Below are 15465 nucleotides of genomic sequence, written 5' to 3'. Positions count from 1 at the left end.
GTTCCTCATGGCTAACAGGTGCTGTCGCATCTGTTAGCCTTTTTTATGTAAAGGCCATTATTTGGAATAAATTACTTAACGGAGGAATAATGCATAAGGTTAGATTTGCAGATAAAACGTTTTTACCTAGTAAAATCATTTGTGTTGGCCGTAATTATGCAGCGCATATTGCAGAGCTAAATAACGAAACGCCTACAAATATGGTGCTGTTTGCAAAACCAAATAGTTCTATCACCGATTCCCTCAATAGTGAACACTTAGGTGAGACTTTACATTACGAAACAGAGCTTTGTTTTTTAGTTAAAAACAAGCAACTAGCTGCGGTTGGGCTTGGGCTTGATTTAACCAAGCGAGGCCTACAAAGCACGCTTAAAGAAAAAGGCCTACCTTGGGAGCGCGCAAAAGCATTTAATGGTTCTGCGCTTTTTACTGAATTTGTTGCCGTTAATTCCAACTTACACTATCAATTTAGTCTAAAGATTGATGGTAAAGACACTCAACTAGGCGATACAAAGTTAATGCTGCATAACACTGAGCAAATCTTAGCTGAAATCAGTGAATTTATGGACCTAGAAGATGGCGATATCATTATGACTGGCACGCCTGAAGGAGTAGGGAAGGTTGTCGCTAATTCAACCTTTACTGTAACTCTTATGGATGGTCAGCAGGTGTTGTTAACTCATCAGTGGCAGGCTCTTTAAGCAGCTCTAAAATGTAGCGCTGATAATAAGTTGAAAACTCAGGAAAGCTTTGTTCGAGCCAAACTCGTTGGCTTTGCTGATATCTCTCACTTGGTAGTACCTTGTTTTTCAGTGCCTCATTAATTTCTGTAAGCACTTTTTCGGCATAATTATTAGGTGCATTCGTTGAGCAACCAATGGCGCCAAAAACCACATTCTGAGCCGGATTAACAATGTTGAGTTTTTGAATATTCTGTTGGTTTTGTTGATTGTAATAATCAGCAACAAATGGGTAATCAATGGTGTAATCAATGTAGCCATGTTCTAACTGCGATAGTAGCGCTTGGTTTGCATGGCTGCCAGTGCCACTTAATGCTGCACTTTCATAAAGCTTGGTATTTTTAGCTATAGTATCAAGCTTACTGCCAAACTTTCGCGCATCATTTTGCCCAAACATAAAATTTGCATCAGTCAATAATGAGATTAATGACACTGGGTTACCGTGTTTTTGCTTAATTTTTAGTGCTTTTTCTTTGGTACTTAATACGCTAAAGGGTGGGTACACTGTGGTTGGGATTGAGTAAGTAGCACGGTTGGTTTTTTTATCACGATGGATCATGCAGGCATAGCAGGCAAGATGTCCTTCGTCGAGATATTTGCTCAAACGTTTTGGTGGTAATAGTGATTTTTGGTGCTTAAAGTTTGGCATCGCTTCAATCAGCTGGTCGGTTATATTGTTACATAAGCCACCAAAAGGATATTGCTCTGATTTATCAAGAAAAAAAGGTTTGTTATCAGTTTCAAGCCAGGTAATAGAGAGCTTGTCGGAGGCATGAGTAATGGGAGCAAGTAAAATCCCTGCAACTACGCATACTACTTGTTTTATGTATTTACTCATTAACAACCTACATAGTGAAATGCTATGAATAACTATACACTAAAGTATGGGTAAAATTGTAGGTTGAGTATAAAAATGATGAATAAGTATTAATAAGCCTGTCAGATCACAGGCTTATAATAATGCACATAATTGCTTAGAAAGGCATAGGATAGCGGGTAAATACATCAGCGATTTTATCGTTAGCTTCATCGCTTAATTGCACCGAGAAAGCATCGATATTTTCTTTTAACTGCGCCATTGAGGTTGCCCCTATAATTGTTGAGCTTACGCCATCCACTTGATCACACCAAGCCAATGCAAGTTGTGAAGGTGTTAAATTAAAGGCGTTAGCAATTTCAACATATTCAGCAATCGCAGCCCGTGATTGTGCTGTGTCTCTAAATAGGCCATTACGTTGCACTAGGGTCCAACGACTACCTTCAGGGCGAGCACCATTTAAGTACTTACCACTTAGCATGCCGCCACCTAGGGGTGACCAAGGTAGGTAAGCAATATCTTCATGAATACATTGTTCAATCAAATACGGCCAATCTTTGGCGTGCAATAAACTAAATTCGTTTTGAATCGATACCATACGTGGAAGGTTATGCTGTTCACTTAAACGCAAGTACTGGCTAATGCCCCAAGGAGTATCGTCTGATAAACCACAGTGCTTAATTTTACCAGCCTTGATACAGTCATTCAGACCTTCAAGAATATCTAACATACCCGCGATATTTTGCTCAGTGTCAGCCTCTGAGAAGCACACTTTACCTGGCCATTGTTTACCAAAGTGCGGTGATGTACGGTTAGGCCAATGTAATTGGTATAAATCGATAACATCAGTTTGTAAGCGCTTAAGAGATGCATCAACGGCTTCAACCACTGCTTGGCGAGTAATATCGCCTGCATCGCGTACCCAAGGTAAGCCGTTACCCGCTATTTTAGTGGCAATGACAAGCTCATCGCGTTTGTCTTTATTACGCGCTAACCAATTACCGATGATCTCTTCTGTCTTACCGTAGGTGTCTGGAGAAGGTGGTACGGCATACATTTCGGCGGTATCAATAAAGTTAACGCCTTTATCTAATGCATAGGCGATTTGTTCATCGGCATCGGCTTGGTTGTTTTGCATACCCCATGTCATGCTACCTAAGCAAACACGAGATACATCAATACCACTTCGACCAAGTGGGCTATAAAGCATAATAGATCCTTGTTAATCGCTAGAATGGGCTCTAAGTGCAGTTAATAACTCATCATTTAACTGCGCTTTTTTACCCGTTTTAAAATTAAACATAACCACTTGTGATGAGCCAATGGTTGTTACTGCGTCTTGGCTTTCACTAAATACAGTGTAATGCATCATAAAACGATCTTGTTCAATGTCACTAATCTTTACACCAACATGCACAGTATCAGGAAATGTCACAGGGCGTTTATAGCGGGCGTTGTTTTCGCTGATCACCGGACCAACACCTGTTACTTGTAAATCTTTAAGAAAACCCAGTTGAGTAAAAAAATCGATACGGGCTGTTTCAAAGTAGCGAAAATACACCACATTATTGACGTGCTGCAGGGCATCCATTTCGCCCCATGCAACATTAATTTTTGTTCTGATAGGGTGTTGTTCTATAAACGATTGCATAGTAAATCTTCGTTGATTGTGAGAAATCTTAGGTTAGCAATATGCTGCTTTTAGCTCAAGGAAATTAGAAAGCTCAGTAGATTGTGCTAGATTTATAAGTTCACGCTTACGTAAAGTGTGAGCAAAATGAACACACATTAAAGGACCTTAATTATGCAGCAACTAACCTTGAGGGTGATAAAGTGGATTGCACTTTTCATCTTGCTAGCTCTAGCTTTGCTCTGTTATAGCATGGGCACAATGTCAGGATTTATCGCTTTAATTGTCGTGGGCTTGTTATTAGAAGCCGCGTTTTGGTTATTTGGTTCACGGCTTATTAGCCGAAAAAAACCAAACCAACAAACAAGCCAAACCTCTTAGCTTGCACTCTCAGGAAGTTTAAATATAATAACTGTATATATAAACAGTTGTTGTATTCCTGATGAAAAAATTCATTCACATCGATATGGACTGCTTTTATGCAGCCGTTGAGATGCGTGATAACCCCGCGCTTGCCAATGTGCCACTGGCTATAGGTGGTAATAGTCGTCGCGGGGTGCTTTCAACTGCTAATTATATTGCCCGTAAATATGGTGTGCGCTCGGCGATGTCGAACTATCACGCCAAACAACTGTGCCCCGATCTGGTTATCGTTCCCGGACGAATGCAGGTTTATAAAGAAATCTCCACGCAAATTCGCGCCATTTTTGCAAAGTACACAGACCTTATTGAGCCGTTATCGTTAGATGAAGCCTACCTTGATGTAACCGACAGTACTGCGTGCAAAGGCAGTGCAACACTCATGGCACAGCAAATCCGCCAAGAAATCTATGACACCACCGGACTAACAGCCTCAGCAGGCGTCGCGCCAATTAAGTTTATTGCCAAAATTGCCAGCGATGAAAACAAGCCTAATGGTCAGTTTGTGGTATTGCCCGATCAAGTTGATGACTTTTTGGCGAGTTTACCGCTTGGCAAAATCCCTGGCGTTGGCAAGGTGACATTAGAAAAGCTGCAACTTAAAGGGCTTTACACTGGGGCTGATGTGCGTGCGAAAGGGGTTAATTGGATGCAGCAGCATATTGGTAATTTTGGCGTGTCTTTATATCAAAAGTGTGCAGGCGAGTACGTTGGCAAAGTGTCAACTGAGCGAGTACGAAAGTCGCTCAGTGTTGAGCACACCTATGAATACAACAAAAATAATTTAGATGAGTGTTTAAGCCAGTTACCCCGCTTGATGGATGAATTATCTCGCCGTCTTGATAAACAGCAATTAAACAACCGCATCAATAAGTTATCTGTGAAGGTCAAGTTTGCCAATTTTGTCGTGACCAGTGCCGATCAAAGCCACCATCAATTAGACGAACGCATTTTTACTGAGTTAATGAGTAAAGCCTATGAGCGAGGTAACAACCAGCCAGTACGCCTGTTAGGGATAGGTGTCGGAATAAAGAGTCAAGCTCACGAGCATTTTCAGCTGAATATATTAGACTAAAGGTTAACACCTTGGTGCTTGAAAGTTTGTTAGTGTCTAGTTGGGGTGCTAGGCCTGCCTAGTTCAACACCTTAGACAACATTATAACTTAATAAGAGAGATGACTATGCAATCGGTCGTAATCGTGCTGCTCGGAATAGTCGGTATGTTGTTCGGATGGTTCTTTTATTCGAAATTCATCGCCGAAAAAATATTTAAAATGGATGATAATTTTGTCACACCTGCTCATGAACTTGAGGATGGTGTGGATTATGTGCCAACCAACAAAGTTGTGTTATGGGGTCACCATTTCACCTCTGTTGCAGGTGCAGCGCCAATTGTTGGCCCTGCGATTGCCGTATATTGGGGCTGGGTGCCTGCGGTACTATGGGTGGTATTTGGTACTATCTTTTTTGCTGGTGTTCACGACATGGGCGCTCTATGGGCCAGTGCGCGTAACAAAGGCAAATCAATGGGCGCTTTGTCTGAAAGCGTAATTGGTAAACGCACCCGTGCATTATTTATGATTGTGGTGTTCTTAGTACTACTGATGGTGAATGCGGTATTTGGTGTGGTGATTGCCAAGTCATTTGTATCGCAACCTAACGCGGTATTCCCTGCTTGGTCAGCGATTGTCGTGGCCTTAGTTATTGGCCAGTTACTACGCCGTAAAGTGTCGTTAATTCCGCTTTGTTTAATTGGTGTGGGAATTCTTTATTACACTATTTACCTTGGTAGTGGTATGCCGATTTCATTACCTGATGAAATGTTTGGCTTAAGTGCGAATGCGAACTGGATCATCATCTTATTTATCTATGCAGCCATTGCTTCATTATTGCCAGTATGGATGCTTTTACAACCACGCGACTTCATCAACGGTATGCAGTTATTGGTTGGTTTAGTATTACTATATGGTGCGGTTTTTGTGTCAATGCCGGATATCACAGCGCCTGCGTTTAATACTCAAACTGCGGTAGATACACCAAGTATTATTCCATTGCTATTTGTGACCATAGCCTGTGGTGCGGTATCGGGTTTCCACGGTATTGTGTCTTCAGGTACCAGCTCTAAGCAGTTGAACAAAGAAACTGATGGTCGCTTTGTGGGTTACTTAGGTGCGGTAGGTGAAGGTATGCTTGCGCTTATTACACTAGTTGCAGTAAGTGGTGTTGCACTTGCAGTATCACCTGAAGAATGGCACGAAATTTACAGTCACTTAGGCGCCGGTAGTGTGAGTGCCTTTATTAATGGTGGCGCAAACTTAATTGAAAGTGGTTGGGGTATCTCGCAAGAGGTGGCATCAACCTTACTTGCTGTAATGGTGGTACTGTTTGCGGGGACTACGATGGACTCTGGCGTGCGCCTGCAGCGTTATATCATTCAAGAGTGGGGTGATATTTATAATATCAGCATCATTCGTAATGGTATTGTAGCTACACTTATTGCAGTACTTAGCTGTTTACTGCTTGCCTTTGGTGCTGGTGGCGCTGACGGTAGTGGCGGTATGATCATTTGGCCATTATTCGGTTCGACTAACCAAATCTTAGCAAGCTTAACCCTACTGGTTATCTCGGTAATGCTTATTAAAGCGAATCGCCCGGCTAAATACACCTTGATCCCAATGAGTTTTGTATTAGTTATGGCGTTCTTTGCTGGGGTTATTAAACTGGGCGAGTACTATCAACAAGGTAACTGGTTACTGGTGACACTTGATTTGTTAGTACTGGTTGTGAGCGTACTGGTTATGCTTGAAGCTTGGTCTGTGATTGTTAAGCATCGTAAAGACTCAGCAGACATTACAGAGCAGTAAACTTAGCTTGCCAGCCATATCGTAAGTTGCCTTACTTGGCTGGCAATAGCGCTCTAAATCAATGATAATAAGGTCCTATGTTTCTAACAGCAGGACCTTTTTTATGGCATACCCTCATGCAGTTGCAGCCCCGCAATTAGCGGATGCAAATCACGATGCATTGATTATTATCGGTGATGATTTTTCTTCTTTAGCAGACGCAAGCTTAAGCCAAGCTATTAGCGCTCAACAAGCTGTAGACGCACGTATTGGCAAACAAGTGACATTACTTGTTATTGACTCTAAACGCGTTATCTTAGCGCCTACAGGCCCTCTAAATCGTGATTATGATGATGTACGTCGTTACTTTGATGCAGCGAAGCAAGGTGTACTAGAGGCGAAAGCATCGGGTAGCACTCAGCCTGCAATTTTACTTGCTAACGTAAATCAAGATAGCCGTTACAAGCATGCCCTTGAAGTGGCTTATTTAGGTGCTTGCCAAGCGCTTTGGCAACCACTTGAGGCACGTGAGTTCCACGGCCAAGCGATTGAACCAATTAGCCAAATTAGCCTAGTGGGTGCAGATGAGGCAATGAGCAAAGCGCTTAATGCTATTGCTGCGGGTCAATACGCTGCACGTGATTTATGTGGTACCGAGCCTGAGCGTATGGCACCACCTCGTTTTGCAGACTACTGCGTTGAGTTATTTGCTGGTAGTAAGGTGTCTGTTGAAGTGATTTCAGATATCAACACTATCGATAAAGATTACCCAATGATGAGCACTGTAGCGCGCGCATCTTACGCTGTTGAGCGTCATCACCCACGTGTTGTAAAACTAGAATACGTGCCTGAAGGCGACGTTGAGCGTACCTTAATGTTTGTTGGTAAAGGTTTAGTTTACGATACCGGTGGTGCTGACCTTAAAGTGGGTGGCTTTATGGCTGGTATGAGCCGTGATAAAGGCGGTGCAGCTTCGGTTGCTGGCTTTATGAAATCAGTGGCTGACTTTGCACCAAAAGGCGTAAAAGTGATTGCTTATTTAGCCGTAGTTCGTAACTCAATTGGTTCTGATTGTTTTGTTCCTGACGAAATCATTACCAGCCGTGAAGGCGTTCGTGTTCGTATCGGTAACACAGATGCTGAAGGCCGTTTAGCAATGGGTGACTTACTAAGCGAAATGAAAGATCGTGCTTTAAACGAAGTAAATCCAGAGCTATTCACTGTTGCAACACTAACAGGCCACGCAGCACGTGCTATGGGTCCTTACAGCGCATATGTTGAAAATGGTCCAGCTCGCGCAGCGAAAATTTCGCGCCAAATTGCTGACTTAGGCGATTTATGGGCAGATGGCGCCGAAGTATCTCGTAGCCGCCGTGAAGATTATGACTTTATTCGTCCTCGCACGTTAGCTGACGATGTATTATCAAGTAACAATGCCGCTTCTGCAGTGACAGCTCGTGGTCACCAGTTCCCAATGGCATTCTTAGCGATTGTTGGTGGTTTAGATAAACATGGCACTGAATCAGCGCAACCATTACCGTATGTTCATATGGACATCGCAGGTAGCGGTGTAGAAGGCGGTGATTGGCAACATGGTAAGCCTACCGCAGCAACAGTAAGCAGCTTATTCGCTCGTTATTGTTTATAAGCTAAAAGCTAAAATCTATAAGTTTTAAGTTTGAAAAGCCCCGCACAGCAGTGTGGGGCTTTTTTTGTGGTGTTAGTCGAGCTTGAAGCGGTTAACCACATCACTTAACGCTTGTGAGCTTTGCTTTAAGTTTTCACTGGCGTTCGAAAGTCCTTCGGTATTCGACAGTGATTGTTCGGTTGATTGTGAAAGCTCATTAATCCGTAAATTAACCTCATCTGCGGCGCTGGTTTGTTGCTCGGTAGCACGGGCGATTTGGCTGTTCATATCTTTAATAATAGAGACAAGTCGCTCAATCTCACTCAATGAACTATTTGCTTCGCCCGCTTGTGAAACCGTTTCGGTCGATAGCTGTTGGCTTGCTGATACAGCATCAACAGCAGCTTGTGCGCCTGTTTGTAGTTTACTGATCATAGCTTGAATTTCGTCGGTACTTTTACCTGTACGACTTGCTAATGTACGCACTTCGTCAGCGACAACGGCAAAGCCTCGACCTTGCTCACCAGCACGGGCCGCTTCAATGGCAGCATTGAGAGCCAGTAAGTTGGTCTGCTCAGCTATGCTACGGATAACATCCAGTACTGAGCCAATGTTGTTACTCTCTGCAGCAAGATCCGCCGTTACCTTACTCACTTGTTCAATATTATGCGACAGGGTCTCAATGGCGGTGATAGTCTTGTTAAGAACCTGCTTGCCCGCTTCAGCATTTTGCGCTGCTTCATTAGCGGCATGCTCAGCTTGGTCGGCATTTTGACTGACATCGTGAATTTGATGGGTCATTTGTTCCATCGCGGTTGCTACTTGTGTTGAGCTGTCGTTTTGTAATTCAATAAAAGAGTGATTTGTTTTACTGGCATCATCAACGCTATGGGCAAACTGGTTTACTTGCTCGGCATTGTGGGCAACATGTTTCAGTGACTCACGCATTTTTGCGGTGTACAAATTAAAATAGCGCGATAGACGAGATACTTCATCATTGCCATTTTCATCAAGCTTTTGGGTCAAATCGCCTTCGCCTTGTGAGATGTCTTTCATCATGTTTGCGGCAAGTTGGGTCGGGCGAAGAATGCTATTAGCAATTAGGTAGCTTAGCGCAACCAGTAGGGCAATAATCACAACTGCGGTAATAATTACATGGTTACGTAGCGAAGAGAATGCCTCTTCAATAGTATCAATATAGACACCAGAGCCTACAATCCATTGCCATTTATCAAAGCCTTTTACGTAGGCAATTTTATCAACCGGCTTATCTTTACCTGGCTTTGGCCACTTGTAGGGAATAAAACCTTCACCTTGTTTTTTGACGATATTGACCATATCGACAAATAACAACACGCCATCTGGATCTTTACTGCCCGCTAGAGATTTACCATTTAATTCGGGCTTAAATGGGTGCATGACCATCACGGGTTGATAGTCGTTGATCCAAAAGTAATTGCTGTTGTCATAACGTAGTGCAGAAATTGTTTCGAGGGCTGCTTGTTTGGCTTGTTGCTCACTCAGCTTACCTTGCTTAAACAACGCATAATTATGCTCAATAATAGAGTAAGCAGACTCAACAAGGTTTTGGGTCTTAATGTATTGCTCTTGCTTTAGCGAGCTGTATTGCTGCGTTAAACTCGAGACGCTTAAAAATATCAGCCCTATCACGACCACACTCACTAACATGGCGAGGCGCTGAAAAATTGTAAAACGGCGTAAATTCATGTGTATTCCTTCGTCATGCTCATAGGAGCAATGTATTAAGCGTAGCTAAAATAGGTCGAAAATCTAGTTAAATAGTAGAATACATTGAGACAAAAAAAAGGCTGATTTAACAATCAGCCTTTAGTCTAAGTTACCGAAATTAAACGTGATTACTCCACGTTAAAGTGTCGGTTGAAGAAACTTGTGATGGTTTGGTGTAGGTGCGTTTGTACGCTCTTGCCACGTAAACTGTGTTTTGAACCCGGGTAAGTCATCATTTCGAACTGCTTTTCTTGATCTTGCAGTTGTTTGAATAACTTAGTGGCGTGAGTGAATAACACGTTATCATCTGCCATACCGTGGTAAATCATCAGTGGGCCTTTTAAGCCTTCGGCATATGGGAAAACTGCACTTGCTTCGTAACCTTTCGCGTTAGTTGCAGGGTGACCTACATAACGTTCAGTGTAGTGAGTGTCGTAAAGTGCCCAATCAGTTACTGGCGCACCAGAAACACCGGCTTTGAAGTAGTCGCCCGCTTTAAACATAGTCATAAGCGCCATATAACCACCGTAGCTGTGGCCATAAATACCAATACGTTCAGGGTCAACGTAATCAAGGGTACGTAAGAACTCGACACCTTTGATTTGGTCTGCCACTTCAGCCACACCTAAGTGCTTATAAATCACGTCTTCAAACTTTTTACCACGGTTGTATGAACCACGGTTATCAAGTTGGAAAATAACATAGCCTTGTTGTGCCATGTACTGGAAGTATAAGTTTTTACTACGCCAGCTGTTCGTTACGCGCTGAGCATGAGGGCCGCCATACACGTTAACAATAACTGGGTGCTTTTTACCATCTTGGTAATTAGTTGGCTTGAATAAACGGTAATGCATGATTTGTCCGTCTTCAGCCTTTAACGTGCCGTATTCAGGCGTGATCAAATCAGCTAGGTAAGGCGTTAATGGGTGTGACTTATCTAACTTGTTTTCTTCAAGCCAAGTGATAAATTCGCCATTAATTTTACGTAATGCCGCAGAGCCAGGCTTATTCACTGAAGAGCTGTTATCGATAAAGGTTTTGTTGTCTTTAGCAATTACCACATTATGGTAAGCACCTAGCTCAGTTACGCGTTTAATTTCGCCTTTTTTGAATAGCGGTACGCTGTAAAGGTGGCTCTCAAGTGCTGTATCTTTGCGACCTGCAAAATAAACGATGCCTTTTTTCTCATCGATACCTTTTAAGCTATCAACAACCCATTCACCTTGGGTGATTTGACGGATCATTTCACCGTTTGTGCGGTATAAATAAAGGTGTTTAAAACCGTCGCGCTCAGATGCCCAAACGAAATGTTTCTTATCGTTTAAGAACTGCAAATCAAAGTGCAGGTTAATCCAAGTATCACTGGTTTCTGTTAGGGCAACGGTTTGTTTTTTAGTGTCGCTATTATAAAAACGTAACTCTAAGTTATGTTGCGAGCGGTCTTGCCACTGATATGAAAGCGTTTTGTTATCTTTTAACCATTTTGCGCGAGCGATATAAATATCTTGATCGTCGCCTAAATCAACCCAGTCAGTTTTTTGATTGTTGATGCTTACAACACCTAACTGAATTTTAACGTTGTCGGTACCTGTAAACGGGTAGCGTTGATTAAATAGCTTTACTTCATCGGCGTAAATTTCATTACGGATCGCTTCTTTTACTGGGCTTTCATCAACACGGGTATAAGCGATTTTAGACTCATCACCAGACCACCAGTAGCCAGTCATTCGACCCATTTCTTCTTGCGCAACAAACTCGGCCATACCGTTTTTAATAACGCCGCCGCCATCTTTACTTAATTGGATTTCTTGACCCGTTTTTAAGTTAAGTGCGTAGAGGTTTTGCTCACGAATAAACGACACATAATGGCCTTTAGGTGAGAAACGTGCATCGGTTTCAAATGCTTCAGTGTCGGTTAGTTTACGGCTTTTAGCTGAGGTAAGCTCATAATAGTAAAGGTCGCCATTAAGCGGGAATAAAAGCGCTTTACCGTCTTTTGACCATTTATATTCTAAGATCCCTTTACCAAAAATACGTTGGCGCTCACGGCGTGCTTTTTCTTCATCAGATAAGTTTTCTGGACCAGAAAATAGTGCAGCAGAGTCAACTAATAAGCGGTTTTTGTTATCTTTTAAGTTGTATTCCCATAAGTCGTAGCGATTGTAATCATCGGTTTTACCTTGCAGGTAAGTTACACGACTGCCATCTGGAGAGAATTTAAGTTGTACAGGCGCTTTACCTGCTAAGCTTGGATCGTCAAAAATACGTTCAAGAGTGAGTGGTTCAGCGGTCACACTGAATGCTGTTGCCACCACTGGCAAAGCAAGTGAGAGAGATTTAATTTTTTTTAGCACAGGAGTACCTTCGCTCGAATAAAAACTGCCATGATGGTAATGGTAAGCTTAGGCAACTGCAACAAAATGCTATAAAGTAGGGTTTGTTTACCCAATATCAAAGGATTTACTGATGAAAAATACTGATACGCCGTTTTCTTTGGCCCCAGAACTACAACGCGATTGCATTGAGCTTGCTGATTGGCCACTGTGTAAAGTATTGCTGATGAATGATAGCCAATATCCTTGGTTTATTTTAGTGCCAAGAGTCGCTGGCGTTAAAGAGATAATCGACCTTTCTGAAGAGCTACAAATTACCTTATTACAAGAGTCGGGCAAACTGAGTAAATTATTACAACAGGTATTCAACCCAGACAAACTCAATGTAGCAGCACTAGGGAATATGGTACCGCAACTACATGTTCATCATATCGCGCGCTTCACAACTGATGCAGCTTGGCCAACACCAATTTGGGGTAAATTACCTGCAGTGCCTTATAGCGATGAACAAATTGCCGCATTAAAAGCGCACTTTTAAACTGTTTGTTCTAGCAAGATTGGACTAAGCTAAATGGATGATGCGCGAAGGGGTACAGAATAAATGAAACACACAGTGTTTGCCGTGTTGCTTATTCTGAGCTCTTTTTCTTGTTTAGCAAAAAGCTATTACTTTGTTGGTAGCCACTTTCCAGCGATTTTAGAACAAGATCAGCAAGGAACAGTGGTCGGCTTAGGTGCCGATATCGCACACGAAATTTGCAGACGTTTAGGGCATGAGTTGGTTATTGATATCATGCCACTAAAACGCGCTTTAAAAATGGTAGAGCAAGGTCAGGCTGATGCCATTATTGGTCCTTACAAGTCCATTATACGTCAGCAGTATATGCAATTTAGTGACTTGCCCTTTTACGAAGACCCGATTGTTTTATATACCAAAAAGAACAATGATGTGACTTGGGTTGGAAACTTTGCCAGCCTTCGTAAAGATATTATTGGTACAATTCGAGGTTGGAACTATGGTCCTGAATTTAAGCGTAACGAGGCAAATTTATCGCTATCTGAAGTGGGTAATGTGCGGGCTAGCTTTTTACAATTGATGCATAACCGAGTTGACTTAATTCTTACCCATCCTCGGGCTGCAAAGCCTGTGATCGACAGTTTAGATATAGCAGATAAAGTGATTATGTTATCGCCGCCGGTGACGGTTAATCAGGGCTACTATGGCTTTAGTAAACAACGCGAACTCGATGAATTTATTGATGCTTTTAATGCAGAGTTTCAAAAAATGCTGATCAACGGGGATATTTTAGAACTAAACTCCAAATATGGTTTGAACTTCGTTGCACACTAGTCGTGTTTTACTCGATTTCAGGCAACAAAAAACGCTGCAATTGCAGCGTTTTTTGTTAGAGAAGAATAAGGCTTAAAGACCTAATACTTCTTTACCTTGTTTGAAAGTAACATCAACAGGGATGTTAGCTTGGCTTAGTTTTTCTAAGTCTTTAGCTAGTTCAGCTTTGATGTCGCCATGAGTTGCGATTAGCTGATCAACTTTTTGGTAATCACCGTCGCCTTGAATAGTAAGGATAAGGTTAGATAGTTTCTCCATTGCTTGGCTCATTTTCTCCATGTTAACGCTGTATAAGCCGTCAGCATTTTTAGAGAATGCACCTTCTTCAGCGAAGAAGTTAAAGCGGATCATGTTCGCTTTACCGTGTGCGCTTGATGCACCAAAACGTACTGAGCGGAAGATACCAGCCATAAAGGTGATGTAGTAATCTTCTAACGTACCGTCAGTGATCTCGCCTTTCTTAAGTAATTGCTCAACCATGTAAAGGCCTAAGATATCCGCTTTACCTTCTTCAAGGGCACTTGCATGCTCTTGCAATGATTGGCGAACAGTTCCTTTACCAGTAATGGTGTTTTTAATACCTAAACCGTGCGCTACTTCGTGGAACATAGTGTTTGCGAAGAAAGCATCAAAGGTAATGTGTTTACGCTGCTCAGGAACAATTAGCTGCTCTGAAATTGGCACTAAGATTTTATCGAATTTAGCGCGCATTGCGTTTTTAAGCTGTAAACGACGAGTGCCTTTTTCTAGCTGAACTTGTTCATCATTTGGCAGGTTGATAGCAATTGTTTTACTACCTGCATTTGAGTGGCCTGCGTAATAAACAACATCATAAGCATTAAGGTCAGCATCAGAGCCTGGGACTTCTTGCTTGTATTTTTCGTCTACAGGTAAACCTTTTTGTAGCTCAGGTAAGAAAGCGGCAAATTTAGCTAAACGCTCGCTCCATGCTAAATCTTTAATTAATACATAAGATTCATACGCTGCACGGTAACCAAACAATTGATCTTCATAGGTTTCGATAGGGCCAATAACCACGTCAATTGGGTTATTTTTCATATCCATCCACGCAAAATCAGATGGTTGGAAGTCATCACTTACTAGTGCGTCTGCGCGCATGCTTAGGTAGTTAGCAAATTCTTTATCATCAGCCAATTTACTTGCTTCGCGTAATAAATTAGCTGCTTTTTCTAGCTCTTGTGCGTACTCAACCGAGTAAGCCACGCTATAAAGAAGGCCTTTTTCATCGCGCTTGATCACGGAGTAAAGACCGGTTTTGTCATCAACGATTGCGTTGTTTAATTCTTCTTTTGTGATATCGCTTGGGTAAAACTCAGCGCCTAGTGGCTTTTCTTCATAGCCTGACAAGAATACTTGGTCACCGTTTAAGCGATCCCAAGGGCCGTAGTTAATATCTGCAAACTTCTGAACTTTTTCATCATTAATTTTTGCTAAGAAAGCGTCTTTGCTCTCACCAAATGCTTGGCGCCAAAATAGCTCATCCATGATTTTTGAGGCATCGATTAACTTGCCAATCATTTGCTTCTGGTTATCGCTTAAGTGGCTAAGATCAGAAGTAAGCGTAAAGTCAGTGTAAATGTCTAAGCGGCTTTTCTCAGCATTGATAAGTTGTGGGTTGTTTTGTTCAGTAGTTTGCTTTGTTTGCTCTGCAGCAGGCTTAGTTTGAGAAGTGGTAGCTTGCTGGTCAGAACATGCACCAAGGAAAACAGCACCTGATAAGATAAGTGCTTGGCTAATTTTATTTAATGTCATTTTTTTGCCCGTTAAAAAAGTGAGAGTCATTGCTTAGAAAACAAAAAGTCTATGCATTAAAGCAAACCTGACATATATATGGCAAGTTTACAGCACTAGAAGCAATATTTATTAGGGCGTGTTGACCTTTGTGGATTAAAATTTGTTCACTCTAGGGGCGATTTAATCGCGGCGCGAGATTT

At 42.1% G+C, this 15465-nt stretch carries 13 protein-coding genes; 7 read left to right on the top strand and 6 right to left on the bottom strand.

Going from position 1 to position 15465, the window contains the following annotated elements; all coding sequences use genetic code 11:
• The first annotated feature begins 89 nt into the window (after positions 1–89).
• Entirely contained in the window at positions 90–701 is a 612-nt protein-coding gene (locus PASHI_RS14070; RefSeq protein ID WP_062566093.1) for a fumarylacetoacetate hydrolase family protein, read from the top strand.
• Here PASHI_RS14070 and PASHI_RS14065 read toward each other — a convergent pair.
• From PASHI_RS14065 to PASHI_RS14055, 3 genes are all read right to left on the bottom strand, one after another.
• Positions 652–1578 carry a hypothetical protein gene (locus tag PASHI_RS14065; RefSeq protein WP_062566092.1) on the bottom strand — a complete coding sequence of 309 codons (927 nt, stop codon included), beginning with the start codon at positions 1576–1578 and terminating at the stop codon, positions 652–654. The genes PASHI_RS14070 and PASHI_RS14065 overlap by 50 nt on opposite strands.
• Positions 1579–1714: 136 nt before the next feature.
• Positions 1715–2767, bottom strand: coding sequence for an aldo/keto reductase (locus PASHI_RS14060; RefSeq protein ID WP_062566091.1), 1053 nt, complete (start codon positions 2765–2767; stop codon positions 1715–1717).
• A gap of 12 nt (positions 2768–2779) precedes the next feature.
• A complete protein-coding gene (locus tag PASHI_RS14055) occupies positions 2780–3208 on the bottom strand; it encodes an acyl-CoA thioesterase (RefSeq protein ID WP_054562679.1) in 429 nt (142 codons plus the stop codon).
• A 153-nt stretch (positions 3209–3361) separates the two neighbouring features.
• Here PASHI_RS14055 and PASHI_RS14050 point away from each other — a divergent pair, with 153 nt between their 5' ends.
• The 4 genes from PASHI_RS14050 (at position 3362) to PASHI_RS14035 (ending at position 8098) form a co-directional block, all read left to right on the top strand.
• Positions 3362–3568: a hypothetical protein gene (locus tag PASHI_RS14050; RefSeq protein WP_054562678.1), complete on the top strand. Its 207-nt coding sequence runs from the start codon at positions 3362–3364 to the stop codon at positions 3566–3568.
• A 61-nt stretch (positions 3569–3629) separates the two neighbouring features.
• A complete protein-coding gene (dinB, locus tag PASHI_RS14045; RefSeq protein ID WP_062566090.1) occupies positions 3630–4682 on the top strand; it encodes a DNA polymerase IV in 1053 nt (350 codons plus the stop codon).
• A gap of 106 nt (positions 4683–4788) precedes the next feature.
• Positions 4789–6471 carry a carbon starvation CstA family protein gene (locus tag PASHI_RS14040; RefSeq protein WP_062566089.1) on the top strand — a complete coding sequence of 561 codons (1683 nt, stop codon included), beginning with the start codon at positions 4789–4791 and terminating at the stop codon, positions 6469–6471.
• Between the two features lie 103 nt (positions 6472–6574).
• Positions 6575–8098, top strand: coding sequence for a M17 family metallopeptidase (locus PASHI_RS14035; RefSeq protein ID WP_054552591.1), 1524 nt, complete (start codon positions 6575–6577; stop codon positions 8096–8098).
• 72 nt (positions 8099–8170) lie between these two features.
• On the opposite strand, the gene PASHI_RS14030 is transcribed toward PASHI_RS14035, so the two are convergent.
• Both PASHI_RS14030 and PASHI_RS14025 read right to left on the bottom strand, forming a co-directional pair.
• Positions 8171–9805, bottom strand: coding sequence for a methyl-accepting chemotaxis protein (locus PASHI_RS14030; RefSeq protein WP_062566088.1), 1635 nt, complete (start codon positions 9803–9805; stop codon positions 8171–8173).
• Positions 9806–9954: 149 nt separating this feature from the next.
• Positions 9955–12180: a S9 family peptidase gene (locus PASHI_RS14025; RefSeq protein ID WP_062566087.1), complete on the bottom strand. Its 2226-nt coding sequence runs from the start codon at positions 12178–12180 to the stop codon at positions 9955–9957.
• A gap of 112 nt (positions 12181–12292) precedes the next feature.
• Here PASHI_RS14025 and PASHI_RS14020 point away from each other — a divergent pair, with 112 nt between their 5' ends.
• Together PASHI_RS14020 and PASHI_RS14015 are read left to right on the top strand one after the other, a co-directional pair.
• Positions 12293–12697 (top strand): HIT domain-containing protein, encoded by a 405-nt coding sequence (locus PASHI_RS14020; protein ID WP_054562674.1) that lies wholly within the window; start codon positions 12293–12295, stop codon positions 12695–12697.
• 63 nt (positions 12698–12760) lie between these two features.
• Entirely contained in the window at positions 12761–13510 is a 750-nt protein-coding gene (locus PASHI_RS14015) for a substrate-binding periplasmic protein (protein WP_062566086.1), read from the top strand.
• Positions 13511–13582: 72 nt separating this feature from the next.
• Here PASHI_RS14015 and PASHI_RS14010 read toward each other — a convergent pair whose 3' ends face one another.
• Positions 13583–15283 carry a dipeptidyl-peptidase 3 family protein gene (locus PASHI_RS14010; RefSeq protein ID WP_062566085.1) on the bottom strand — a complete coding sequence of 567 codons (1701 nt, stop codon included), beginning with the start codon at positions 15281–15283 and terminating at the stop codon, positions 13583–13585.
• Positions 15284–15465: the final 182 nt, after the last annotated feature.

The organism is Pseudoalteromonas shioyasakiensis (assembly GCF_001550135.1).
In the GTDB taxonomy this organism is placed as follows: Bacteria; Pseudomonadota; Gammaproteobacteria; order Enterobacterales; family Alteromonadaceae; genus Pseudoalteromonas; species Pseudoalteromonas shioyasakiensis.
Note: the sequence above shows the minus strand (reverse complement) of the source record. Positions and strands in the feature narration are given on the sequence as shown.